This is a genomic window from Staphylococcus sp. HMSC072B07 (genome assembly GCF_001815505.1).
Classification (GTDB): Bacteria; Bacillota; Bacilli; order Staphylococcales; family Staphylococcaceae; genus Staphylococcus; species Staphylococcus simulans.
The window spans coordinates 86,457-113,025 of record NZ_KV820896.1; the positions used below are offsets into that span (position 1 = coordinate 86,457).

26 protein-coding genes and 1 tRNA gene are annotated in these 26,569 nt (G+C 35.8%); 20 read left to right on the forward strand and 7 right to left on the reverse strand.

The features are described from left to right. Positions 1–17 precede the first annotated feature (17 nt). The 3 genes from HMPREF3031_RS00495 to HMPREF3031_RS00505 all read right to left on the reverse strand — a co-directional run bounded on the left by HMPREF3031_RS00495 (position 18) and on the right by HMPREF3031_RS00505 (position 1,395). On the reverse strand, positions 18–416 hold the full coding sequence (locus HMPREF3031_RS00495) for a YkvA family protein (protein ID WP_002480578.1): 399 nt from the start codon (positions 414–416) through the stop codon (positions 18–20). Positions 417–434: 18 nt separating this feature from the next. Beyond that, positions 435–1,094 carry a 3'-5' exonuclease gene (locus HMPREF3031_RS00500; RefSeq protein WP_002480579.1) on the reverse strand — a complete coding sequence of 220 codons (660 nt, stop codon included), beginning with the start codon at positions 1,092–1,094 and terminating at the stop codon, positions 435–437. 166 nt (positions 1,095–1,260) lie between these two features. Continuing rightward, positions 1,261–1,395 (reverse strand): beta-class phenol-soluble modulin, encoded by a 135-nt coding sequence (locus HMPREF3031_RS00505; RefSeq protein WP_002480580.1) that lies wholly within the window; start codon positions 1,393–1,395, stop codon positions 1,261–1,263. A 314-nt stretch (positions 1,396–1,709) separates the two neighbouring features. Between HMPREF3031_RS00505 and HMPREF3031_RS00510 the strand changes: the two genes are divergently transcribed. Both HMPREF3031_RS00510 and HMPREF3031_RS00515 read left to right on the forward strand, forming a co-directional pair. Beyond that, positions 1,710–1,783, forward strand: a tRNA-Arg gene (locus HMPREF3031_RS00510). 348 nt (positions 1,784–2,131) lie between these two features. Then, positions 2,132–2,983, forward strand: a complete 852-nt coding sequence (locus tag HMPREF3031_RS00515) for an Abi family protein (protein ID WP_172954247.1) — start codon at positions 2,132–2,134, stop codon at positions 2,981–2,983. 559 nt (positions 2,984–3,542) lie between these two features. Here the strand turns inward: HMPREF3031_RS00515 and HMPREF3031_RS00520 are convergent. From HMPREF3031_RS00520 to HMPREF3031_RS00530, 3 genes are all read right to left on the reverse strand, one after another. Further along, positions 3,543–4,193 carry an Ltp family lipoprotein gene (locus tag HMPREF3031_RS00520; protein WP_002480582.1) on the reverse strand — a complete coding sequence of 217 codons (651 nt, stop codon included), beginning with the start codon at positions 4,191–4,193 and terminating at the stop codon, positions 3,543–3,545. A 666-nt stretch (positions 4,194–4,859) separates the two neighbouring features. Next, a complete protein-coding gene (locus tag HMPREF3031_RS00525) occupies positions 4,860–5,039 on the reverse strand; it encodes a hypothetical protein (protein ID WP_002480583.1) in 180 nt (59 codons plus the stop codon). Between the two features lie 134 nt (positions 5,040–5,173). Beyond that, positions 5,174–6,073, reverse strand: coding sequence for a hypothetical protein (locus HMPREF3031_RS00530; protein ID WP_002480584.1), 900 nt, complete (start codon positions 6,071–6,073; stop codon positions 5,174–5,176). Positions 6,074–6,258: 185 nt separating this feature from the next. Here HMPREF3031_RS00530 and HMPREF3031_RS00535 point away from each other — a divergent pair, with 185 nt between their 5' ends. Beyond that, the gene (locus HMPREF3031_RS00535; RefSeq protein WP_002480585.1) at positions 6,259–6,939 is read left to right on the forward strand and encodes a YjjG family noncanonical pyrimidine nucleotidase; all 681 of its coding nucleotides are present in this window, start codon (positions 6,259–6,261) and stop codon (positions 6,937–6,939) included. Positions 6,940–7,029: 90 nt separating this feature from the next. Here the strand turns inward: HMPREF3031_RS00535 and HMPREF3031_RS00540 are convergent, their stop codons facing one another. Next, positions 7,030–7,476, reverse strand: a complete 447-nt coding sequence (locus HMPREF3031_RS00540; RefSeq protein WP_002480586.1) for an N-acetyltransferase — start codon at positions 7,474–7,476, stop codon at positions 7,030–7,032. Positions 7,477–7,624: 148 nt separating this feature from the next. Between HMPREF3031_RS00540 and bshC the strand changes: the two genes are divergently transcribed. From bshC to ileS, 17 genes are all read left to right on the forward strand, one after another. Continuing rightward, on the forward strand, positions 7,625–9,238 hold the full coding sequence (gene bshC, locus HMPREF3031_RS00545) for a bacillithiol biosynthesis cysteine-adding enzyme BshC (protein WP_002480587.1): 1,614 nt from the start codon (positions 7,625–7,627) through the stop codon (positions 9,236–9,238). Positions 9,239–9,381: 143 nt separating this feature from the next. After that, a complete protein-coding gene (gene mraZ, locus HMPREF3031_RS00550; RefSeq protein WP_002480588.1) occupies positions 9,382–9,813 on the forward strand; it encodes a division/cell wall cluster transcriptional repressor MraZ in 432 nt (143 codons plus the stop codon). 14 nt (positions 9,814–9,827) lie between these two features. Further along, entirely contained in the window at positions 9,828–10,763 is a 936-nt protein-coding gene (gene rsmH, locus HMPREF3031_RS00555; protein WP_002480589.1) for a 16S rRNA (cytosine(1402)-N(4))-methyltransferase RsmH, read from the forward strand. Between the two features lie 20 nt (positions 10,764–10,783). Continuing rightward, on the forward strand, positions 10,784–11,182 hold the full coding sequence (gene ftsL / locus HMPREF3031_RS00560) for a cell division protein FtsL (protein ID WP_002480590.1): 399 nt from the start codon (positions 10,784–10,786) through the stop codon (positions 11,180–11,182). Next, on the forward strand, positions 11,163–13,316 hold the full coding sequence (locus HMPREF3031_RS00565; RefSeq protein ID WP_002480591.1) for a penicillin-binding protein: 2,154 nt from the start codon (positions 11,163–11,165) through the stop codon (positions 13,314–13,316). The genes ftsL and HMPREF3031_RS00565 overlap by 20 nt, the downstream gene beginning before the upstream one ends. 81 nt (positions 13,317–13,397) lie before the next feature. Next, entirely contained in the window at positions 13,398–14,363 is a 966-nt protein-coding gene (gene mraY, locus HMPREF3031_RS00570) for a phospho-N-acetylmuramoyl-pentapeptide-transferase (protein ID WP_002480592.1), read from the forward strand. Between the two features lie 3 nt (positions 14,364–14,366). After that, positions 14,367–15,716 (forward strand): UDP-N-acetylmuramoyl-L-alanine--D-glutamate ligase, encoded by a 1,350-nt coding sequence (gene murD, locus HMPREF3031_RS00575; protein ID WP_002480593.1) that lies wholly within the window; start codon positions 14,367–14,369, stop codon positions 15,714–15,716. A 14-nt stretch (positions 15,717–15,730) separates the two neighbouring features. Continuing rightward, a complete protein-coding gene (locus HMPREF3031_RS00580; protein ID WP_002480594.1) occupies positions 15,731–16,660 on the forward strand; it encodes a cell division protein FtsQ/DivIB in 930 nt (309 codons plus the stop codon). 102 nt (positions 16,661–16,762) lie between these two features. Then, positions 16,763–18,181 carry a cell division protein FtsA gene (ftsA, locus tag HMPREF3031_RS00585; protein ID WP_002480595.1) on the forward strand — a complete coding sequence of 473 codons (1,419 nt, stop codon included), beginning with the start codon at positions 16,763–16,765 and terminating at the stop codon, positions 18,179–18,181. 29 nt (positions 18,182–18,210) lie between these two features. Further along, complete coding sequence (gene ftsZ, locus HMPREF3031_RS00590) at positions 18,211–19,377, forward strand: cell division protein FtsZ (protein ID WP_002480596.1); 1,167 nt, start codon at positions 18,211–18,213, stop codon at positions 19,375–19,377. 222 nt (positions 19,378–19,599) lie between these two features. After that, the gene (gene pgeF, locus HMPREF3031_RS00595; protein ID WP_002480597.1) at positions 19,600–20,388 is read left to right on the forward strand and encodes a peptidoglycan editing factor PgeF; all 789 of its coding nucleotides are present in this window, start codon (positions 19,600–19,602) and stop codon (positions 20,386–20,388) included. A gap of 19 nt (positions 20,389–20,407) precedes the next feature. Then, a complete protein-coding gene (locus HMPREF3031_RS00600; RefSeq protein ID WP_002480598.1) occupies positions 20,408–21,082 on the forward strand; it encodes a YggS family pyridoxal phosphate-dependent enzyme in 675 nt (224 codons plus the stop codon). Between the two features lie 5 nt (positions 21,083–21,087). Beyond that, the gene (locus HMPREF3031_RS00605) at positions 21,088–21,690 is read left to right on the forward strand and encodes a cell division protein SepF (protein ID WP_002480599.1); all 603 of its coding nucleotides are present in this window, start codon (positions 21,088–21,090) and stop codon (positions 21,688–21,690) included. Positions 21,691–21,701: 11 nt separating this feature from the next. After that, a complete protein-coding gene (locus HMPREF3031_RS00610) occupies positions 21,702–21,995 on the forward strand; it encodes a YggT family protein (protein WP_002480600.1) in 294 nt (97 codons plus the stop codon). A 71-nt stretch (positions 21,996–22,066) separates the two neighbouring features. Next, entirely contained in the window at positions 22,067–22,840 is a 774-nt protein-coding gene (locus tag HMPREF3031_RS00615; protein ID WP_037556338.1) for a YlmH family RNA-binding protein, read from the forward strand. A gap of 26 nt (positions 22,841–22,866) precedes the next feature. Further along, positions 22,867–23,481, forward strand: a complete 615-nt coding sequence (locus tag HMPREF3031_RS00620) for a DivIVA domain-containing protein (RefSeq protein ID WP_002480602.1) — start codon at positions 22,867–22,869, stop codon at positions 23,479–23,481. Positions 23,482–23,715: 234 nt separating this feature from the next. Then, the gene (gene ileS, locus HMPREF3031_RS00625; protein WP_002480603.1) at positions 23,716–26,463 is read left to right on the forward strand and encodes an isoleucine--tRNA ligase; all 2,748 of its coding nucleotides are present in this window, start codon (positions 23,716–23,718) and stop codon (positions 26,461–26,463) included. Positions 26,464–26,569 lie beyond the last annotated feature (106 nt).

The following is a 26,569-nucleotide window of genomic DNA, read 5'->3' on the forward strand; positions in this document are numbered from 1 at the left end:
TGTTAAAGGTATGATAATTACCAGAAAAAGTTTTTGAGAATAAAATAACCAATCACACTGATAACAATTATCCACAAGATGATAATCAAAACACCCGCATACCAATTGTGTGAAAGGATATTTTTATTGAGTTCTGATGCTTTTCGACGATTATCTTGAAGAATAGGTTCAGGTATTAATTTTAAGCACAAGGCAATACCTAATGGCACAATAATAATATCATCTAGATAACCTAAAACAGGGATGAAATCAGGAATCAAATCAATCGGACTTAATGCATAAGCAACGATACAGACTGCAAGTATTTTAACGGTCATTGGTGTGCGTTGATCCTTCGATGATAAATAGAGTACTAGCAGTTCTTGGTTCATTTTAGCGACAAATAATTTCAAAGCAGGTAAGAAATTGATATTCATAAATGTAGTCTCTCTTTATTATTTTAGTTTATTTAGCTTCAAAGCAAGTTGACCTGTTACTATCGCATCGGTTAAAGCATCTTCAGATTCATAGTTTTCTAATTTAAAGTATGTCTTTAAAGTGTCGAATTTATGATTAGGTGTATCTTTCACTAACTTTCTTGCAAGAGGGAGTGTATCTAGCACAGTATATTCAGGCATATCTATATTAAAGTCGTCGAAATAACGTAATAGGAATTTCATAGAGAAAGTTGCCGCATGCGCTACGATTTGTTTATCTCCAATAAATGTACGAATGGCTTCTATATCTTCTTTTTCAATAAAATCTTTGTCTTCTAAGAACTCATTCGTAACACCTGTCATTTGTATCACTTTTCTTGTTAATAAGCGTGTAGGTCGAAAGTATTTCATATATTGGTTTATCATTTGACCATTTTTAAATTCGACGAGTGCGATTTGAAAAGCATCATGAAAATCAGAACTTAAACCGGTTGTTTCAATTTTGAGTGTGACAAAGTGGTCCGCAAGTGTTTGTGATTTTATATAATGAATCGGCAATCTTTTGCGTTGTTTTAATTCAGCTTCTAATTCTTTAATATACTTTTCTTTAAGTCTTAATTTCATGACAAGTAATTCATTTTCTGTTTTTAAACGTTTCAATTCTTCTTCTTGATCCACATTGCCACCTCCATCAGTTAAAGTGTATAACTATTTTACAATAAAATAGTAGGAGGGTGCTTAGATTAAGGTCGTGAGGAAAGTAATCCATAAATTCGAACACAAAAAAGAGAAGACCTTATTAGATCTTCTCACTAAAACAATATGGTGAATGTTTGGCATTATATTAGATACCAAAGAGTTTACTTACAATGCTAGCACCGTTTGTGATGATGTCTACGATGTTTTTACCTAATTCTAAGTTTTGGCCGTTTTGAGCTGCTTCAATTGTAGCTTGGATTGCGTTGAATAAACCTTCCATGATTGTCACCTCAATATTTGTATTGTTTAAGGTTAAGTGGAATACCAACCTTTGATATCTCTACTATACAATCATCTTTTATCTAATTGGGCTAAATTCCTTAACTCACAATGTTCTATGCATACCCGTGGTATATCTGACAGATTCTTGACACTTAGGCATTCCTAACTGTTCTCTACTTGAGAAAAGTGATATACTTGTCATGATAAGTGCAATACAACTTCTAAAGTGAAAAATCATAACAGAAATTATTATGAATGGTATTGATTTAAATACTTTAATTAGATATAATAATTCTTGTGTTAAAAAATTATGTCCTGGTAGCTCAGCTGGATAGAGCAATGGCCTTCTAAGCCATCGGTCGGGGGTTCGAATCCCTCCCAGGACGTCACTTAAAGCCTGTAACCCTCGTGGTTATGGGTTTTTTTATTGAATACATTGTGTAAATTTAAAACGTTTTTTGAAAATAACTCTGTAATCCTAATCTAATAAAGAGAGTGCGAAAAAATAGAAAGTAAATCAATTATTTAAGTAGTAAGGTAAGACGTATTTTTTGAATATTGAGGACGAAATCTAGAATTCAATTTTAATGAATACTTTTTTTCTGTATTTATGTATAATGTATCTAACAAATGAGAAAAGGTCTGATTTTACTATGTCATTATCATTTAAGTCGCTTATTTTTTATATGAAGTTTAAAGGGGTAAATTTTAACTATATAGACGAATATGAGGCAATGAAAATATTAGAATATAAAAACTACTATTTTAAGCTGAATAGTTTTGTAGATAACTATCCTATGCAAAAAGTTAGATACCAAAACGCACTGATTGAAAGATACCAGAAAGTTGATTTTAAAAATTTAGTTGATCTTGCAAGTCTTGATATGCAATTAAGATATATTATCATAAAATTTTGTTTAGATATAGAACACTCAATTAAGTTGAATATTCTAAGAACTATTACAAAAGTTGACAGTGAAGATGGCTATAATGTAGTGAGTGATTTTTTTACTTATATTAAAGAGAATTCGAATATAAGTAATCCATATTCCAAAATGTTAAAACATTTAAAGTACGATTCTTATAGAAAATTAGATTATAGTAAATATGAGGAAAATACACCCATATGGTTTTTGATTGAATATTTGCAATTTGGAGACTTATGTTGGTTTATTGAATTTTTTTATAATGAATATGGTTTTAAAGAGTATAAAGAGTTAAGTAAAACTGTTAGATTTGTCAAAAACATTCGAAATAAAGCGGCACATAATACTCCTATTTTAAACAACATTGTTTCAACAAACCAAATTGGCGGGAATGATAAAAGCGTTCTAATCACTCAATTTGTAAAGGGATTGGGAGTGAATAAAAACTTATTAAATAAACGACTTAGGAATTATAATATACATGATATTTTGGCTATGTTATATGTGTATGACAAAATTGTGTTAAGTAAAAATATGAGGATTCACAGAATTAGGGAATTAAACGACTTTCTCATTCGAGCTAAAAGGTATAAATACTTATATGATGAAAGGTTCGCGTCAGTTTATAACTTTTTCAAGCAAATACTTGAAAATTATTAAAAGATACACTACTATTATAGATAAGGAAATAAACTATACGTTTGTAGGCTCTGCATCGAAAGATGTAGAGCTGAGTTTTTTTACATAGAAACTAAATTAAGTATTTTATTTCAGCTTTATAAAGATAACGATTTTTTTAAGTTCATTTAACGTGATATGTCTCGAGAGTTTGTGTTTTTCAATTATTCGTCATGAACGAAATCGTTTGTAGATATTCTTTTAAATTAAAAAACAGGGCAGATAGTCTGTCCTGTTTTTTAGTTACCACTCTGAATGTCTCTTGATGTTATTTTTATATCTGAATGTGTTATTTCTTTCAGATTTCAAGACTGAAAGGAATATAGTGTTCATCTACATGATTATCATTTTAATTATATTCACCCATATTACAAGGGCGTCAATTTCAACTTATATAGCATCATTCCACCATCAAATTTAGCTTTTTGTTTTTAAATGAAATAGTTTTCTCTCACGCGATTCATTTATTAAAATTAATTCAATCTATAATAAAGCTAGGGTTTTCATGGTATACCTCTGTTTATGTTAAAGGTAATAATCTTTAATCTAAGTGATCTACGGCATATTGCGCTTCTTCCGTAGTGAATTTTTCACCATATTCAGAGGTTAATTGATCAAAGATTTCTGCTTTAGACATATCCATTTCTTCTTGATAGACTTTAGCTGTTTCTAATGCATTCTCGTTATAATCGACGTTTAAATTATCAATGGCATATTGTGCATCTTCTTCAGAGAACTGTTCACCATACTCTGATATAAGCTGGTCATAAATACCTTGTTTAGACATGTGCATTATATCAGAGTATGTTTTAGCTGAGTTTAAGGCGGCACGTGACTCACCTTCTGTAGAGCTTTTTGATTGTTCTTCATCTAAATCTGATAAAGAAGATTCACTATCATAAGACAAACTTTCATCAAATGTATCAGAATGTGACTCTTCAGTATCTGGATATGCAGTTTCATTATCATATTCAGTTGTTGAAGATTCCGAATCAGAATACGAATTTTCAGAATCGGAAGAGGAGTTATCTGAACTTTCTCCTCCACTAGTTACAGCTGCCGAACATCCAATAATAATAAAAAGTAAAACAATTAATCCGAAACAACCTAAAAAAAACGGTCGTTTCTTGTTTTTGTGTGGATAAACACGTTCACCCTTTTCGTTGTAATAAATCTCTTCTTTCTTTGCCATTCATAAACCTCTTTTCTATTTATATATATATTTAAAAAAACAGACCGTGATGACGCATTACATAGAATTGTCAATTTTAAGTCAGGTTAATAAATCGGGTTTGTTCATAATAGTTAAAGCTTGTTTAATTCTATAGTTAGCGGATGCTTTATACATGATAAGGTAAAATGAAATCATCATATTTGTTTTATTAATATTCAGCATTTATCATTTAGTCTTAACAATCTTGTCAATGAAGTATTGAGTTGATTCTTTTAACTTTAAAATCTTCTGCAAGTAAATGTATTTTAATGAAAAGTGATAACGTGAGATTCTATTTATCGTTTTTAATAAATAAATAAAGTTATTAGATACGTTATATAAAATTTAATTGGTTGAAAGAAAATCAGTCTTTAATAATGATGATAGAAAACTCTCTTGTTTATAAGAAATGTTGAATTCGACAATTTAATTATACGATTTGATTTATTGATAGGCAATATAAATTATAGAAAACTTTTTGGCTATTGCAGTTAAATTAAGTTAACTGATTGTAATTTTGATTTTTTGTTATAAACAATTGCCATGGAGAAGTTTTCGATAGGGCAAATTTGTTAGAAGAGTTTAAAGGTGATGAATAACAAAAAAGATGCACCAACTAAGGTACATCTTTTTAATAGATCGAATTTATCTCACTGGTATTTTTTTATAGTACTTATCATCAGAGAATTTTGTGTTTGTTCTGATACGTTGGTTGATGACTTCTTCTTGTTCGTATTCACTTAAAGTACTCATATAAGGTTTTGGTGGTTGTTCACCAAACTTCTCAATGTATGACTGATACGCGCGTTTTAAACGTGGATTCATTGAATTCAACTCCCTTTAAACATTAATACATCTCTTATAATGTATTTACCCTTAATCCATTGATTATAGTCTAAGGGTAATTTAAATACATGCGAACTTAATTATACGCCAGCTAATAACGATAGGCAAATGAGCTATTGGGGTGAGAGCTTCACTATAGGGCGTCCTTTAATATAAATAATGTCTCCTTTATCGAGTGAAACAGACTTGGTGAAGTTCTTTTTTAAGATTTCATTATATTTAGGACCATCTTTTTTGTTGCTTGTGACGATAAAGTTCCCGCTGTTATCTGATTTGATTTTATACTTACCAGGTTTAACATCGGTACCGACGATGTAAGTACCAGGTGTGAGACTTGTGCGCATCTTATGTTTTTCTGGTGCGACGATATATTCAGTGTGATTTGCTTTTTCTTTTTCATTCAATACGAGCGTGTGACCTTTGACAAGATACGTTGTAAATGAAGAGGGGCCAGAAGTTTTTGAAAGGAATTGACTCTCTGCTTCCTTATCAAAAGGGTTTTTCATTGTGATAATTCCAGACGACGATTTGCCGGTAGGAGTAATACGGTAATATCCAGGCTCAATGTCTTGGCCTACTTTTAATGCTTCAGCTTTTGATTTGATCGTTTTGCCTGAAGCGGTTGTAGGTTTAAAATCGACCGGGAAATAGTCATGTTCATATTCGTATCCTTTAGATTTTATCTCATCACGAGAATAGTGGTGTTCTGTATCTTGATTTTGACTTGTGTCTTGTTTTGGTTGAGGTGCAGGTTTTGGTTTATCTCTTTTGTCTAAGAAGGACAGTTTATCTTTGAAAGAAAACTTTGTATTGATGTTTTTGTAGAGTGATTGATCCGTGAAAATACCCACAAAACAAATGAGACCTAACAATAAAGAACTCAATGTAATAGTCAATTTGAATTTGTATCGAGCTTGTTTACCTAAAGCGTTTAATGTAAAGAATAAAAAGATAATAAAGACAAGAGTGAATAGCAGCCATAAAGTTAAAAAGGTAGTCGCGGTGAAGGTCATATTTTTATCCTCCCATACCCAAATAGGTGATTGATGTTTGTTTATATTCTTTAGTATATCTAACAAAATATAGTTTCACAATTAAATGTTAGATGGGTAAATTGCTTAAATCTTGTAAGAGACGTATAGTGCTATTGCAAGATATTATAAATTCAACTACCATGAGGAATAATGGGGGTGAAACAATGAAGTATGAAACGATACTGTTAGATTTTGATGATACGATTGTGGACTTTCATGATGCAGAAGACCAAGCATTCTTTCATTTAGCCAAAGAATATCAACTTGATCCAACATATCAAAATTTAGCGTTATTTAAAGAAGTGAATCAAGCGCATTGGGAAGCGTTTCAAGAGAATAAGTTAACAAAAGAAGAAGTACTGACTGAGCGTTTTATTAATTATTTTGATCGTTTTGGGATGCAGGTAAATGGACATGAAGCGGATGTGATGTTCCGCGATGGTCTTGCGACAGCACCGGTAAAGTATTTTCCCGATACTTTAGATGCCATTCAATATATGGCAGATCATGCGAAGCTTTATATCGTGACGAATGGTGTTGAAGATACGCAATTACGCAGACTGACCCAAACACCGCTTGAATCGATGATTAATGATATTTTTATTTCAGAAGTGACAGGTTTCCAAAAACCGATGCCGGAATTCTTTGATTATGTATTTGACCGTATAGATGCGGATCGTGAACGTACATTGATTATCGGTGATTCGCTAACATCTGATATCCAAGGTGGTATTAATGCAGGTGTTGCGACATGCTGGTTTAACTATAGAGGTAAAGAAAATACAACGCAGATTCAGCCAGACTATGAAATTAAAAATTTAAATGAAATCAAATCAATTTTATAATAGAAATACGGCCTTGCATCACCACATGCAAGACCGTATTTTTATGTTTTAATAGTGATTTTTATTAAATGCCAAGGTTGTTTGTGTATCTTAGTGGCCTGGTTCCCAAATCAATACATCATAACCTTCTGGGTTCTTTGCTTCGACATCTTTGAAACCATGTCTGATAAAGAAATCTTTAGATTGGTTTCTTGCGATAGCTTTAATTGGTAAGTGTTTTTCTTTCGCAAAGTTTACTAATTCTGTGCCCAGTCCTCTTGATTGATAATTAGGTAATACTTCAAGTTTCCATAATACTAAGTAATGATCGTAGTCAGGGAAGTATTGTTCTTCAACTTCGCCATTTTCATATAACGCCATTCTCGCTGCAATTTTCTCCCCGACAAAAATGCCGTAAAATGGTGATTCTGAACTTGCGTCAATCATTTCACCCGCAAATTCATCAATAAAGGCGAGGTTAGGATTACTTGTTTCTCTAAAGTTCTCAAACAATTCATCCGTCTTATAGTTAATATCTAAGTGTTTTATGTTGCCCATTTTATTTCTCCCCCTTTTGTTTTCTTAAGTATATTATATATTAAATAGCGCTTACACGCATTGAATACGATAAGCCGTTAAATTGTGTTATATAGAAATAGACATTATACTATGATTGAGAAAACACAGTAGTTAAGGAGAAAAGTGTATGGATTGTTTAACCGCAAATATCAATGAGAATGATCAGTTTCTGACAAAGTTAAAATCAAGCGATTCAGTGCTTAATTCATTTTACCAATATGATGCGATGTCTCCTGAAAGCTTTAAAGAAGCTTTAAACAAGCCAAGCAACGGCAGGGAGAAAGCATTAGCTTCTATTATTGGTGAATATATGTCAGATTTAGATTTATCTGATCAACAAAGAGAGAGTATTGATAAATTAAGTCGAGGAGCTAAAGTAGTCATCGGTGGACAACAAGCAGGGTTGTTCGGGGGACCGCTGTATACTTTTCATAAAATATTATCGATTGTTAATTTAAGTCTTCAAGTAGAAGATGAATATCAAAAAGAAGTAGTGCCGGTCTTTTGGATAGCCGGAGAGGACCACGACTTTGATGAAGTGAATCACACGTATGTCTTTAATCCAAAAAAAGCGATGTTGCAGAAGGTAAAGTATCATACTATGACACCGCCTGAAAGTAACGTTTCACGCTATACGCCTGATAAGGAAGCACTAATTGAAGCATTAGATCAATTTATGGGGCAGCTTCAAGAAACAGAACATACGAAAGTACTGCATGAGACAATGTTGTCTCTAATTCAAAAATATGAAACGTGGACGGATATTTTCAAAGCGTTATTACACACAGTCTTCAAAGATTACGGTGTACTATTCATTGATGCGCAAGATCCGAAATTGCGTCAGCTTGAACAACCGATATTAAAAGAAATGTTGAAACAACATGAAGTGGTAGATAATGCCTTTAGACAACAACAAGCACGTACAGTAGAAGCAGGGTTTAGTCAGATGATTCAAACTGACACGAATGTGCATCTATTCTTACATGAAGAAGACATGCGTCAATTATTGACTTTTGAAGATGGTAAGTTCTATACAAGTAAGTCTCAAACTGGGTATACAGAAGCGGAATTACTTGAAATCTTAGAACAAGAACCTGAACGTTTTTCAAACAACGTGGTGACACGACCGATTATGGAAGAGTGGTTGTTCAATACGCTCAGCTTTATCGGCGGTCCAAGTGAAATTAAATACTGGGCAGAATTAAAAGGTGCATTTGATGTCTTAGATGTAGACATGCCGATTGTCTTGCCACGTATGAAAATAACTTATTTAACACCACGCGTTGAAAAACTATTGAATCGCTATGAAATTAATACTGAAGATGTGATTACCAATGGTATTGATGATGAGAAAGATAAGTTTATCAGAGCGCATGCATCTGATAATTTCCTAGAACAATTAGACGCGCTTCAAGAGAATCAGCAAGAAGTCTATAAGCAGTTATTAGCTGAAGTAAAAGATAATGAAGATAATAAGAATTTAGTGATTAAAAATAATCAAATTCATCATACACAGTATGATTATCTTAGAAAACGTTATTTCCATAATATCGAGAGGGAAAATGCGATCAGCATGAAACATTTTAGAGAAATTAACGATGCCCTCCACCCAATGGGCGGTCTTCAAGAAAGAATCTGGAATGCGCTACAAATTATGAATGATTTTGGGATGGATGTGTTCAGTCCCTCCACCTATCCACCACTTCGTTACACTTTAAATCAAATTATTATCAAACCTTAGGGAATCAAGGGTTTAGCCCGTGCTCGCAGTCTTGAGCACGGGCTATTTTTATGCTAAAAATGAATTTTTTTCGATATGTTCACATAAATAGTGGAGGATAGTGGTGAGTTGTGGTAAATTATAAATAAGGTGAGGTGATATAAATGTTCATGGGTGAGTACGAACACCAATTAGACGCAAAAGGACGCATGATTGTACCATCTAAATTCAGATACGAATTGAATGAACGTTTTATTATTACCAGAGGCCTTGATAAATGTTTGTTCGGTTACACTATGGAAGAATGGCAGAATATTGAGGAGAAAATGAAGTCATTACCGATGACAAAACGAGACGCACGTAAGTTTATGCGTATGTTCTTCTCAGGTGCTGTTGAAGTGGAACTTGATAAACAAGGGCGTATTAATATCCCTAAAAATTTAAGGGAGTACGCTAATTTAACTAAAGAATGTACAGTGATCGGTGTTTCTAGCCGCATCGAAATTTGGGACAGATCTACATGGAACGCTTTCTATGAAGAATCTGAAGACAGTTTCGAAGATATCGCTGAAGATTTGATAGACTTTGATTTTTAAATGGAGGAATGAAAGTGTTTCATCACGTAAGTGTCATGTTAAAAGAAACCATTGACGAATTAAATATAAAAGAAGATGGTGTGTATGTAGACTGTACACTTGGTGGAGCAGGCCATGCCCTTTATTTATTAAATCAACTCAATGACAAAGGACATTTGATTGCGATAGACCAAGATATGACAGCAATTGAAAATGCGAAAGAGGTCTTAAAGGACCACTTAGATCGTGTCACTTTTGTGCACAGTAATTTCAGAGAAATCAATCAAATCCTTAATGATTTGGACATTGACAAAGTAGACGGCATTTATTATGACTTAGGCGTTTCAAGCCCACAGTTAGACGTGCCGGAGCGAGGATTCAGTTATCACCAAGATGCTAGATTAGATATGCGTATGGACCAGACACAACCTTTATCAGCTTATGAAGTTGTGAATGACTGGCCTTATGAAAGTTTAGTCAGAATCTTCTATCGTTATGGTGAAGAGAAATTCTCTAAACAGATTGCCAGAAGAATTGAAAAAACAAGAGAACATGAACCCATTGAAACAACTTTACAGCTGGTTGACGTTATTAAAGAAGGTATTCCTGCTAAAGCAAGACGTAAAGGCGGGCATCCTGCGAAGCGTCTCTTCCAAGCTATCAGAATTGCTGTAAATGATGAATTGAAAGCTTTCGAGGACTCATTAGAGCAAGCAATTGAAAGAGTCAAAGTACACGGACGCATTTCAGTGATTACTTTCCATTCGTTGGAAGACCGTTTATGCAAACAAATCTTCCAAGAATATGAAAAAGGCCCTGAAGTTCCCCGTGGTTTACCTATTATTCCAGAGGAATATACACCGAAACTAAAACGTGTTAACCGCAAACCGATTACAGCAACCGATGATGATTTAGCAGAAAATAACCGCGCTCGCAGTGCGAAATTGCGTGTAGCAGAGATTTTAAAATGATAGGAGAGTGACAAACTGCTATGGCTGTAGAAAGAATCTATGAACCTTATACCGAACAATATGAACCCGCCAGACAAAACCCAGAAGTCAATCCATCGCCGACTAAGAAAGTTAAGCGCAAGGTTGTCGTACAACTCACTAAATTTGAGAAGGTATTATACATATCTTTAGTCGCAGTGATTGCAATGATCAGTATTTATATACTTTCATTAAAAATGGATGCTTATGATACTAAGGGTAAAATTGCTGATTTAGATTATAAAATCGAACAACAATCAAGTCAGAACAGCGCATTAAAATCAGAAATCAAAAAGAACTCTTCTTATGAACGCATTTACGATAAAGCTCAAAAACAAGGCATGAGCTTAAAGAACGATAATGTAAAGGTAGTGCGTAATAATGCCGAAGCGAAAAATTAAAATTAAAAAAAATAAAATAGGGGCAGTCCTCCTCGTCAGCTTGTTCGGACTGCTCTTTTTTCTATTGGTTTTAAGGTATGCCTTTGTCATGTTGACGGGGCATTCTTCAGGACAAAACTTAGTGATGAAAGCCAATGAAAAATATTTAGTTCAAACACAACAACAACCAGAACGAGGAAAGATTTATGACCGTAATGGCAAAGTCCTCGCAGAAGACGTTGAACGCTTTAAACTGACAGCAGTTGTCAGTAAGAAAGCTGATGAAGGTTCAGACAAACCACGTCATGTGGTTGATAAGAAAGAAACGGCTAAGAAGCTCGCAACTGTCATCGATATGGAACCTAAAGAAATTGAAAAAATGTTAGATAACAAAAAAGCGTTCCAAGTTGAGTTCGGCCGTAAGGGCAGCAACTTAACGTACCAACAAAAAGACAAAATCGAAAAAATGAAATTGCCTGGTGTTGCGTTATATCCTGAAACAGAACGTTTCTATCCTAATGGAAACTTTGCTTCTCACTTAATTGGAATGGCACAAAAGAATCCAGATAATGGAGAATTAAAAGGTGCCATGGGTGTTGAAAAAATCTTCGACAGCTATTTATCCGGTAAGCGTGGGATGTTATCTTATGTACATGATATTTGGGGCTATATCGCACCAAATTCTAAACAAGAAGTAGCACCGCAACGTGGAGATGATGTGCATTTAACGATTGACTCAAACATCCAAGTCTTTGTCGAGGAAGCCTTGAATAAATTAGATGATCGTTTCGCACCAAAAGATGCCTTTGCGGTAGTTATGGATGCACATACAGGCGAAATCTTAGCCTTCAGTCAACGTCCGACATTCAATCCTGAAACAGGAAAAGACTTCGGTAAGAAATGGGCGAATGACTTATATCAAAATACGTATGAACCGGGTTCTACCTTCAAGACGTATGGTTTAGCCGCAGCGATTCAAGAAGGTAAGTTCAAACCAGATAAGGAATATAAATCAGGTCATCGAGATATCATGGGTTCTGAAATCTCTGACTGGAACAATACAGGTTGGGGTAAAATTCCAATGAGTCTTGGTTTCACTTATTCATCCAACACCTTGATGATGCAGCTTCAAGATATGGTTGGATTTGACAAGATGAAATCATGGTATGAGAAATTCGGTTTCGGTAAACCAACAGGCGGTATGTTCGATGGTGAAGCAGCGGGCGGTATTGCCTGGGATAATGAATTACAACAAAAAACAACAGCATTCGGACAATCTACAACAGTCACTCCTATCCAAATGCTGCAAGCGCAAACTGCATTCTTTAATAAAGGGAATATGGTTAAACCTTGGTTCGTAAGTAGTATAGACAATCCGGTTAAAAACGATACACTATATAAAGGTGAGAAAGAATTTGCGGGCAAACCAATTACGGAAGATACCGCGAACAAAGTGAAAAAAGAATTGGACTTAGTTGTTAACAGCAAGAAAAGTCATGCGCAAAACTTCAGAGTCAAAGGGTATCGTATTGGTGGTAAAACAGGTACTGCCCAAGTAGCTGACCCTGAAAACGGCGGTTACGTTAAAGGTCCTTATCCATACTTCTCAAGCTTTATCGGACATGCGCCAAGCAAAAATCCTGAAATTATTGTTTATGCTGGGATGAGCTTAGCTCAGAAAAATAAACAGGAAGCTTATGAAATGAATGTCAGCTCGGCATTTAATCCAATTATGGAAAACACATTGAAGTATTTAAATGTCGGTAAAGATAATGAAAAAGCAACTAAAGATTCATTCGGCAAAGTGCCAAATGTTTCAGGCGAGACTGTGGATCAAGCTGAAGAAGCTGTGAAAAACAAAGACTTGAAACCAGTAGTCATCGGTGAAGGCGATACGGTTGCACAGCAATTACCGCAAGCTGATGAAAAGACATTACTGCACAGTAAAGTCTTTATGAAAACAGATGGTGACATGACAATGCCTGATATGAAAGATTGGAGTAAAGATGATGTCTTAGCTTTCGAATCATTAACAGGAATTCGTGTTAAAATGAAAGGTAATGGCTTTGTTTCTGAACAATCTATCAGCCCGAATACGTCGTTGAAAGATAAAAAAGAAGTAGAAGTGAAGTTGTCCGCACCACAAGCAGATTAGCATCAAGAGGTGATGGATACGTTTGGTATCCATCCCTCATCTTACATATAAAATTAAATTAAGATACACAAGGAGAACAATATGGTTTATGTTTTAGCAATTGTCGCATTTTTAGTTACAGCAGTATTAGTACCCATACTGATTCCAACATTAAAAAGGATGAAGTTTGGACAGAGTATCCGTGAAGAAGGCCCGAAAAGCCACATGAAGAAAACAGGTACACCGACGATGGGTGGATTAACGTTCTTAATCAGTATTATCGTCGCAACAATAATTGCGATTATCTTCTCAGATAATCCGAATCCGTTTATTCTATTGTTATTTGTGACAGTCGGTTTTGGTTTAATCGGCTTTATCGATGACTACATCATTGTCGTGAAGAAGAATAACCAAGGATTAACAAGTAAGCAAAAATTCTTAGCACAAATTGCGATTGCGGTTATCTTCTTTATCTTGAGTGATACATTTAACATGATTCATTTTGCGACAGGCATTCACATTCCGTTTACAACAGTACAAATTCCGCTTTCTGTCGTTTATGTCGTCTTCATTGTCTTCTGGCAAGTCGGCTTCTCTAACGCGGTCAACTTAACAGATGGTTTAGATGGTTTAGCGACAGGTTTATCTATCATTGCATTTTCTATGTATGCGATTATGAGCTTTATGCTTGGTAATCATGCAGTAGGTACATTCTGTATTATTATGGTCTTCGCATTGCTTGGTTTCTTATTCTATAACGTCAACCCAGCAAAAGTATTCATGGGAGACACAGGCAGCTTAGCTTTAGGTGGTATCATCGCAACTGTATCAATTATGTTAAACGCGGAAATTTCATTATTGTTCATCGGATTTGTATTTGTTGCTGAAACATTATCAGTTATTTTACAAGTCGCTTCATTCAAATTGACAGGCAAACGTATATTCAAGATGAGTCCGTTACATCATCACTTTGAATTATGCGGCTGGAATGAATGGAAAGTTGTGACAGTATTTTGGATTACAGGACTCATCACAGGCTTGATAGGTTTATGGATTGGAGTGCATTAATCAATGCTTAAATATAAAGGATTAGAAGGAAAACATGTATTAGTAGTTGGATTAGCGAAAAGCGGATATGAAGCGGCTAAATTACTACACCATCTTGGTGCAGAAGTTACTGTCAATGATGGCGGAGACCTTTCCAAAGATCCGCATGCGAAAGATTTAAAAGAAATGGGTTTAACTGTCATCGGGGGACATCATCCATTATCTTTATTGGATGACAATCCAATCATTGTTAAAAATCCAGGTATTCCCTATACTGTGCCATTGATTGAAGAAGCAGAAAAACGTGGTTTGAAAATATTAACGGAAGTCGAATTGAGTTATTTGATTTCAGAAGCACCGATTATTGCGGTAACTGGGACAAATGGTAAAACAACAACGACTTCGTTAATTGGCGACATGTTCGACAACAGCAGACAAAAAGGTCTGCTTTCAGGTAATATCGGTTTTGTAGCATCTAAAGTTGCACAAGAAGCAAAAGCTGAAGATTACTTAATTACTGAGTTGTCATCTTTCCAATTGCTTGGTATCGATACGTATCGTCCACATATTGCGATTATTACGAATATCTATTCAGCGCACTTAGATTATCACGGTACTTTAGAAAACTATCGTGATGCGAAACGACGTATTTATAAAAATCAAACTGAAGATGACTTCTTGATTTGTAATTACAGTCAACGTCATTTGATTGAAACAGAAGGCTTAAAAGCCAAAACATATTATTTCTCTACAAATCAAGAAGTTAACGGCATTTATATGAAAGACGGATATATCGTCTTGAATGGTTTACGTATTATTCATAAAGATGATATTGTGCTTCCTGGTGAACATAACTTAGAAAACATTTTAGCTGCTGTACTTGCAGCAGTGTTAGCAGGTGTTTCCATTGATGCGGTCATTCATACACTAACAACATTCTCAGGTATCAAACACCGTCTGCAATATATTGGTTCGAACAAAACGAACAAATATTATAATGACTCGAAAGCAACGAATACTTTAGCAACGCAATTTGCGTTGAATTCATTCGAACAACCGATCATTTGGTTGTGCGGCGGGTTAGATCGCGGAAATGGATTTGATGAATTGATTCCATACATGAAGAATGTGCGTGCGATGTTGACCTTTGGTGAAACACAAGATAAGTTGACGAAGCTTGGTGAAAGCCAAGGCAAGTATGTGGTACGTGCAACAGATGTTAAAGACGCAGTGGAGAAAGTTCAAGATATTATTGAACCAAATGATGTGGTCTTATTATCACCAGCATGTGCAAGTTGGGATCAATACAATACTTTTGAAGAACGAGGAGATGTTTTCATCGACAGTTTTCGTTCACATCTCCCTTCGAAGTAGGAGGGTGATGATGGATGGCAGACAAAGTACGAAAAATTGATTCAGAGTACTTAAAAGAAAAACGCCGAAAACGCAGAGCAAAACAGCGGCGCGTTCAACTTATAATATTTGGAACACTCATAGCGTTAATTATTCTGATAGTATTGTATATGTTCACGCCAATTAGTAATATTGACCATGTAGAGGTTAAAGGCAATCATTATCTTTCTGATAAAGAAGCGAAACAAGCTTTGGATTTAAAGAGAGATACTAAAATCTACATGTTCGGCAAAGGGAAAGCCATCAACAAAATGAAAGAAAATCCTTTCGTTAAAGACGTACAGATCAAGAGAAAATTGCCGAATAATTTAGAGGTGAATGTTTCTGAGTATCAATTGGTCGGATTGTTAGAAGATAAGGGCAAATATCATCCAGTGCTTTCAAATGATTATATTTTAAAAGATTATAAAGGACAAGTACCGAATGATGCGCCAGTGATATCAGGTTTTAGTGAATCACGACGCGATAAAATGATTCAAGCTTTATCGGAAATACCGACAGAAATCAGACAATCGATTTCTGAAGTAGAATATGCGGATGATAAAGACAACCGCAATAAAATCAGATTGTATATGAAAGATGGCATTCAAGTCATCGGCAATATACGCACGATTGCAGATAAATTAAAATATTATCCTGAAATGGTCAGCGCACTAGAACGTGATGACTCTGGTGAACTGAAAAAATCAGGTTATATTGATTTATATGTCGGTGCTTCATTTATTCCATACAAATCTTCTTCATCAACATCATCAGACAGCAGTGTGAAATTGAAAGAAGGTACAGCAATGGAAGATAAAGCGAAAGATGAATTGCAGAATACTTTGAACAAAATTAATGACCAAATGAAAGACGATAAGACAACAAAAGATAATTCTCAGAAAGAAAGTAGTACAAATAATTAAAAAAGTCTTGAATATCATGTGTTTATAGTTCACAACCATAGAAACGTATTGTAAACTAACTATAGTGTATTTTTTAAAGAAATTGTCAGGAGGTGCCTATCTATGGAGGAACATTACTATGTAAGTGTAGATATTGGTTCATCTAGTGTAAAAACAATAGTAGGCGAAAAATTTCATAATGGAATTAATGTGATAGGTACAGGACAAACCTATACAAGCGGAATTAAGAATGGCTTGATCGATGATTTCGATTTAGCTAAACAAGCTGTTAAAGATACAATTAAGAAAGCTTCAATCGCGTCAGGCGTTGATATTAAAGAAGTATTCTTGAAATTGCCGATTGTCGCTACTGAAGTTTATGATGAAACCAATGAAATCGAATTTTATGAAGATACTGAAATAAACGGAAGACACATTGAAACTGTGTTAGAAGGCATCAGAGATAAAAACGACGTTGAAGAAACTGAAGTGGTGGATACATTCCCAATTCGTTTCATCGTAGATGGCGACAACGAAGTTTCTGATCCGAAAGAATTGATTGCAAGACATTCGTTAAAAGTTGAATCAGGTGTTATTGCGATTCAAAAATCAATTCTTGTCAACTTGATTAAATGTGTAGAAGCTTGCGGTGTGGATGTATTAGATGTTTATTCTGATGCATACAACTATGGCTCTATCTTGACGCCGACTGAGAAAGAGTTAGGCGCATGTGTGATTGACATTGGCCAAGATTTAACGCAAGTGGCATTCTTCGAACGCGGCGAGTTAGTTGACGCTGATTCATTCGAAATGGGCGGACGTGATATCACTGATGATGTTGCGCAAGGCCTTAATACATCTTATGCGACAGCAGAAAAAGTGAAACATCAATATGGTCATGCATTCTATAACTCAGCATCAGATCAAGATGTTTTCTCTGTTGAACAAATCGATAGTGATGAAGATGCACAATTCACGCAAAAAGATTTAGCAGATATTATCGAAGCACGTGTAGAAGAAATCTTCTTTAATGTCTTTGATTTACTGCAAGAATTAGGATTGACGAAAGTCAACGGCGGATTTGTGGTAACAGGCGGTTCAGCAAACTTGTTAGGTGTTCGTGAATTATTGCAAGATATGGTTAATGAGAAGGTAAGAATACATACACCTTCACAAATGGGAATCAGAAAACCTGAATTCTCATCTGCAATTTCAACGATTTCTAGCAGTATCACTTTTGATGAATTATTAGATTATGTTACAATTAGTAATCATGATAATGAAGAATTTGAAGAGGAAGTAATCGAGTCAGAACCTAAGCCGCATACTGAAAAAGCAAGCGGTTTCGACTGGTTCAAGAAAAAACAAGCTAAACCGACTCATGAAACACCTGCTTCAGGTGAATCAATTGAAACAGACGAAGTTTCTGAAACACCAGAAACACACAATACTAAGCAAGAAACTGATTATAACTCAGACCAATCTCATGAGAAACAAGAAGAAAGTAAATTTAAAAAATTATTGAAATCTCTATTTGATTGATTGCCCATTAAAACTAGGAGGAAATTTAAATGTTAGAATTTGAACAAGGATTTAATCATTTAGCGACGTTAAAAGTCATTGGTGTCGGCGGCGGAGGTAACAACGCTGTTAACCGAATGATTGACCACGGAATGAACAATGTTGAATTTATTTCAATCAACACTGACGGTCAAGCATTAAACTTATCTAAAGCTGAGTCCAGAATCCAAATCGGTGAAAAATTAACACGTGGTTTAGGTGCTGGCGCGAACCCAGAAATTGGTAAAAAAGCTGCAGAAGAATCTCGCGAGCAAATCGAAGACGCTATCCAAGGCGCTGATATGGTATTCGTAACTGCTGGTATGGGTGGCGGTACTGGTACAGGTGCTGCACCAGTTGTTGCTAAGATCGCGAAAGAAATGGGTGCATTAACAGTTGGTGTTGTAACTCGCCCATTCAGTTTCGAAGGACGTAAACGCCAAACTCAAGCTGCTGCAGGGGTAGAATCAATGAAAGCAGCTGTTGATACATTAATCGTAATTCCAAACGACCGCTTATTAGACATCGTTGACAAATCTACGCCTATGATGGAAGCGTTCAAAGAAGCGGATAACGTATTACGCCAAGGTGTACAAGGTATCTCAGACTTAATCGCAGTATCTGGTGAAGTAAACCTTGACTTTGCAGACGTTAAGACAATCATGTCTAACCAAGGTTCTGCATTAATGGGTATCGGTGTTTCTTCTGGTGAAAACCGTGCAGTTGAAGCAGCTAAAAAAGCTATTTCTTCTCCATTACTTGAAACATCAATCGTTGGTGCACAAGGTGTCCTAATGAACATTACAGGCGGAGAATCATTATCTTTATTCGAAGCGCAAGAAGCGGCTGACATCGTACAAGATGCAGCAGATGAAGATGTAAACATGATCTTCGGTACTGTTATCAACCCTGAATTACAAGATGAAATCGTAGTTACTGTAATTGCGACTGGTTTCGAAGACAAACCAGCAACTCATGCACGTAAACAATCTAATACAGGTTTCGGATCTAGCGCAACAAGCACAAGTGCTTCAAGCGACGAAGGTATCGGTCATGCGCCAAGATCTCATAGTTCTGAATCATCAAGCGAATCAAGAACACACACTACTAAAGAAGATGATATTCCAAGCTTCATCAGAAACAGAGAAGAAAGACGTTCAAGAAGAACTAGACGTTAATCTCTTTCTATAAAGTTTGCATTGAGCAATCAACCATAGTATCACGCAAGATTAGATGCAACAGGTCATCGAGTGGTCTAGTGAGAACAATAATCTAAAGTGTCATCAGATCGATTGATCTGATGACACTTTTTATATATTTGAATATAAGCGCAATTAGCTTTACTATTAAATTGACAACCTAGTTTAAAAGGCATCAATCTATAAATAGGAGAGATTATTATGCCAGAGAATTTTAGCAAACAACCACATTATTTAGAACATACGGGTGCGAAATCAGAAGGGATTACTTTAGGATTCACTACCAGAGAAGGTGGACAGAGTCCGTATCCAGAAAACGCGTTTAATATGGCATTATATATCGATGATGCTGCTGAAAATGTACATGCCCATCAACGTATCATTGCTGATGCCATCGGTTATGATAGAAAACAATGGATCTTCCCGATTCAAACACATGGCACAAATGTCGTTGAAGTGACAACAGATGACGCGAGTACAAACATTGATACATTAACAGATGATTTGCATGGAGTGGATGGTATGTACTCATATGATTCAGATGTATTATTAACGATGTGCTATGCCGATTGTGTACCTGTTTATTTCTATAGTCCAAAACATCATTTTATTGCATTAGCACATGCAGGTTGGAAAGGTACAGTTGGCCGTATTTCAGAAGAAATTTTAGAACATATCATTTTTGATTTGAAAGATCTGCAAGTTGTGATAGGTCCTGCGACTTCAAATAGTTATGAAATTAATGATGACATTAAAGCGCAATTTGAAGCCTTACCTGTTGATGCATCAACATTTATTGACACACGTGGCGAAGATCGTCATGGCATCGATTTAAAAGAAGCGAATCGTCAATTACTTATCCGAGCAGGTGTACCGAGTGAAAATATTGACGTAACAGATTATGCGACTTCTGAGAATTTGGACTTATTCTTTTCATATAGGGTAGAAAAAAGTAAGACTGGCCGTATGTTGGCATTTATCGGACAGTAAGAAGTAAGGAGTAATTGGAATGAATGTGAAACAAAATCTAGAACAAATCAACGAACATATTACGAAAAGTCTTGAGAAAGTCCATCGTGACACCAGACCGAACGTGATTGCTGTAACAAAATATGTTACAATAGAGCGAGCTAAAGAAGCATATGATGCTGGCATCAGACATTTTGGGGAAAATCGTTTGGAAGGTTTCCAAGCTAAGCGTGAAGCATTGCCAGATGACGTGGTAATGCACTTTATCGGTACATTGCAATCACGTAAAGTCAAAGAAGTTATCGATGACATTGATTACTTACATGCATTAGACCGTAAAAGTTTAGCGAAAGAAATCAATAAACGCGCATCACATGTCGTTAAATGTTTTGTTCAAGTGAATGTTTCTGAAGAAGAAAGTAAACATGGTCTTGCTTTAGAAGAAGTAGATGCATTTATCGAATTACTTGAACAATATGAGAACATTCAAGTCGTGGGTCTGATGACAATGGCACCTTATACAGAAGATGAAGCAGAAATTAGACAGATTTTTGAAACATTAAGACATAAACGTGATGAAATTCAAGCAAAACAATTAGATTATGCGCCATGCACTGAATTATCTATGGGCATGAGTAATGATTATGAAATTGCTGCAGAAGAAGGCGCAACCTTCGTACGAATCGGTACTAAACTAGTAGGGAAAGAGGAGTGAGCCAATTGGCTTTAAAAGACCTATTTAACAATTTTTTTGTCATAGAAGAAGAAGAGGAAGTTGCTGATCGTCAGCAACCTACAAAAAATACTGCACAAGCTGAACCAGAACCTCAAACACAAGCTACTACAACAGCGCAGCAAACGCAATCAACAAATAATAATAATTACTATAATGAAAGACAGCGAGCAATTAAGACTGTCCCTAAACGTCAAACACAAAGCAATCGATTGCAGACGTCTTCCAATGAAAGGAAGTATCAAATGGCTAATCACACAAACAATGACCCTTCAAGAAATGTAGTCAATATGAACGCTGGGAACTTGCACGAAAGTTCAAAAATGTGTTTATTCGAGCCACGTGTCTTCTCAGATACGCAAGATATTGCGGATGAGTTGAAGAATAGACGTGCGACACTCGTCAATTTACAACGTATTGACAATGTTTCTGCGAAACGTATTATTGATTTCTTAAGCGGAACAGTATACGCAATCGGCGGAGACATCCAACGTGTCGGTAATGATATTTTCTTATGTACACCAGATAACGTAGAAGTAGCTGGCAGTATTACAGAAGATATTGATACGTCTGAATTTGATTATGAATGAGGTAACCAGCTATGAGTTTAGTTAATGTTTTAGCGCTCTTATTTAATGCGATAGAGATATTGTTGACAGTGTATTACTGGGGTATGATTTTATACTTCTTTATGTCATGGATACCGAATGCGCAAGGTTCTGCATTTGGACGTTTCCTACGTAAGATTTACGAACCGTTTTTAGCACCATTTCGTAAAATTATCCCGCCAATCGGTATGATTGATATCTCAAGTTTAGCCGCTATCTTTGTGTTGATATTTTTCCAAAGAGGCTTACATGCGATATTCGTACTGATTCTGCAACAATTAGTTTAATAAATCATGAAAGGTATGCCGAATTTCATTGGAATCAGGCTGCCTTTTTCTTTTGTCAGGGGTGAATTCACATAGATATATATCAACACTTTAGAAGAGAAGAACAACCTATCATCATAATGTTGATGGATAAAGTACAACAAGCAGAACGCAATTATGCGCCGGTGTTAACACACTTTCTAGATCCAAGAGCACAATATATTTTAGAAGTCATCGTCAATAGCTTCGATGATTTACAGGTTTCATTTAATGGCGGCAGTCCATCTAGTGAACGTAAGCGTGCAGTGATTGCGCCAGATTACTTTGAACCGACTGAAGAAGATTTTGAGCTGGTGCTGTTCGATTTAGAGTATCCTGAAAAGTTTGCGTCAATTGATCATCGTAATGTGCTTGGAACGTTGATGTCATTCAGTATTGAACGCGATCAACTCGGTGATATTATTGTAGGCGATAAAATTCAGTTTATTTTGACAAAGAATATTAAATCGTATATAATGTTGGAATTAAAGCGAATCAAGGGTGTGCCGGTCAAACTGCATGAAGTACCACTAGAAGATATGATACAATCAAAAGAGGATTGGACGCTCCATCAAGCAACGGTCAGCGCAATGCGCTTAGATGTTGTGTTGAAGGAAATGATTCGTAAATCACGTTCAATTGCGAAACAATATATTGAAAAGAAACGTATCAAAGTGAATCATACAATTATTGAACGTCCAGATTTCCAACTAGAACCTGGAGATTTGCTGTCGATACAAGGACATGGCCGTGCGAGAGTGACTGAAATCGGTCATAAAACAAAGAAAGACAAACTGCGCATAGTATATGAAACTTTATTCAAATAGTGTATGATTAAGGAGGACAATATAAGATGTCTTTTACACCGAATGAAATTAAAAACAAAGAATTTTCTAGAATTAAGAATGGCCTTGAACCCACTGAAGTCGCTGATTATTTAAGCCAACTCAGTCAAGAAATTGAACATTTAAAAGAACAGAAAAAACAACTTGAAACAGTTGTAGAAGAAAAAGAAAATAACTTAAAAGCGTACAAAGAAGTACAACAATCAGTAAGTGACGCTTTAGTTCAAGCACAATCAGCAAGCCAAGAAACAAAAATGGCTGCGACAAAAGAAGCAGAAGCGATTATTGCGAAAGCAAAAGCAGAAGCAGATCGTATTGTGAATGACGGTGTGGAAAAAGCAAGACGTTTATCTTTCCAAACAGAAGATATGAAACGTCAATCTAAGATTTTCCGTTCTCGTTTCCGCATGTTAGTGGAAGCTCAGTTAGATTTATTGAAGAATGATGATTGGGATTACTTATTAAACTATGACTTAGATGCACAACAAGTCACAGAAGAAAACTTCCAACATTTACATCAAAATGATGTGACTGAACAAGAGAAACAACAAGCGCAAGCACAACAAGCTGAAGCTCAAGAAGGCACACCAGCACAAAACGAAACAGATAAAGAACAAAAATAATAATTGAATTTTGTAAAACAGACGCGTAAGAATTAAGTGAACATATCAACATAACAGCGAGTTAGGGATGGTGCGAGCCTAATATATGTTTAATTCTTATATCACTGTTTTATCCAATCATATAGGTGAGAATGAAGAGAACTCTAAGTTGAGTTAATCAGGGTGGTACCGCGGTTAATCGTCCCTGTTAATTGAACTTAGAGTTCTTTTTTATATTTTAAGGAGTGAAAATTAATGAACTACAAAGAAACGCTATTGATGCCGAAAACAGACTTCCCAATGCGAGGGGGATTACCAAAGAAAGAACCAGAAATCCAAAAACAATGGGACGAACAAGATTTATACCATAAAATCTTAGAAAAAAATAAGGGAAATGAAACTTATATTTTACATGATGGCCCACCGTATGCGAACGGTAACTTACACATGGGACATGCCTTAAATAAAATTTTAAAAGACTTTATCGTACGTTATAAATCAATGCAAGGTTACTATTCACCTTATGTTCCTGGTTGGGATACGCATGGTTTACCAATTGAACAAGCGTTAACGAAAAAAGGTGTTAAGCGTAAAGAAATGCCTGTATCTGAATTCCGTGAATTATGTAAGGAATTCGCTTTAGAACAAATCGATATTCAAAAGAAAGACTTCAAACGTTTAGGTGTGAATGGTGACTTCAACGATCCATACATCACATTAAAACCTGAATATGAAGCAGCACAAATCCGTTTATTCGGTGAAATGGCTGACCGTGGTTTAATCTATAAAGGTAAAAAACCAGTTTACTGGTCACCATCAAGTGAATCATCATTAGCTGAAGCGGAAATCGAATATCATGATAAACGTTCACCATCTATCTATGTGGCATTTGACGTTAAAGACGGCAAAGGTGTTGTAGATGAAGATGCGAAATTCATTATCTGGACAACTACACCTTGGACATTACCTTCAAACGTTGCGATCACAGTTCACCCAGAATTGAAATATGGTCAATATAAAGTGAATGGTGAAAAATATGTTGTAGGTACTGACTTAGTAGAAGAAGTTGCTGAAGCATTAGATTGGGATAAAGACGCAATCGAACTTGAAAAAATATTCACAGGTAAAGAATTAGAATATGTTGAAACACAACATCCATTTGTTGATCGTGTTTCATTAGTTATCAACGGCTTACACGTTACAACTGACGCTGGTACTGGTGCGGTTCATACAGCACCTGGACATGGGGAAGATGACTATATTGTCGGACAAAAATATGGTTTACCTGTTATCAGCCCATTAGATGATAAAGGGGTCTTCACTGAAGAAGGCGGCCAATTCGAAGGTATGTTCTACGACAAAGCAAATAAAGCTGTCACAGACTTACTTAAAGAAAATGGTTCTTTATTAAAATTACAATTCATCACACATAGTTACCCACATGACTGGCGTACGAAAAAACCGGTTATCTTCCGTGCGACACCACAATGGTTCGCTTCAATCAGTAAAGTACGTCAAGATATCTTAGACGCAATTGAAGAAACACACTTCAAAGTCGACTGGGGTAAAACACGTATCTATAACATGATCCGTGACCGTGGCGAATGGGTTATCTCACGTCAACGTGTATGGGGTGTACCACTTCCAGTCTTCTACGCTGAAAATGGCGACATCATCATGGATAAAGAAGTCATCTATCATGTAGCGAACTTATTTGAAAAATATGGTTCAAATGTATGGTTCGACCGTGAAGCGAAAGACTTATTACCTAAAGGCTTCACACATCCAGGCAGTCCAAATGGTGAATTCACAAAAGAAGAAGACATCATGGACGTATGGTTCGACTCAGGTTCATCACACCGTGGTGTATTAGAAACACGTCCGGAATTATCATTCCCAGCTGACCTTTACTTAGAGGGTAGTGACCAATATCGTGGTTGGTTCAACTCTTCTATCACAACTTCAGTTGCGACACGTGGTCAATCACCATATAAATTCTTACTTTCACATGGTTTCGTAATGGACGGAGAAGGTAAGAAAATGAGTAAATCATTAGGTAACGTTATCGTTCCTGATCAAATCGTAAAACAAAAAGGTGCAGATATCGCACGTCTATGGGTGAGCAGTGTCGACTACTTATCTGACGTACGTATCTCTGATGAAATCTTAAAACAAACTGCGGATGTTTACCGTAAAATCCGTAACACATTACGTTTCATGTTAGGTAACGTTAATGACTTTAATCCAAGCACAGATGCTTTGGATGAAGCGGACTTATTAGAAGTCGATCGTTATTTATTAAATCGTTTACGTGAATTCACAGCGAATATCATCAAACACTACGATAACTTCGACTACTTAAACATCTATCAAGAAGTTCAAAACTTCATTAACGTTGAATTAAGTAACTTCTACTTAGATTACGGTAAAGATATCTTATATATCGAAAAACAAGATTCACCAAAACGTCGTAGTATGCAGACAGTGCTTTACCAAATCTTAGTCGACATGACTAAATTATTAGCACCAATTTTAGCGCATACAGCTGAAGAAGTTTGGTCATATATCCCTCACGTAGAAGAAGAAAGTGTACATTTAGCAAATATGCCTGAAGTGGTTGAACCAGACACAGCATTACTTGAAAAATGGAACACATTCATGAAATTACGTGATGATGTGAACCGTGCTTTAGAAAGTGCACGTAACGACAAAGTTATCGGTAAATCATTAGAAGCGAAAGTGATCATCGGAAGCAACGAACACTTCGATGCGACTAGCTTCTTAAAAGATTTTGAAAACTTACAACAATTATTCATCGTATCTCAAGTGGAAGTAGAAGATAAAGTTGAAGATGGTACTGAATACTATCACGGCGACATCAAAGTTGTTCACGCTGACGGTGAAAAATGTGAAAGATGCTGGAACTACAGCACTGAACTTGGTTCAGCAAACGGCTTAGATCACTTATGCCCACGTTGCCAAGCAGTTGTAGAAACTTTATAAGTCACACATTGTTAAAATAAAGCTTAAAGTAAAAATGAAGCACTCTGACTAACCCTCAGAGTGCTTTTTTCAGGCTCTCTGTCAAATAGGACTGGTGAGCTAAAAC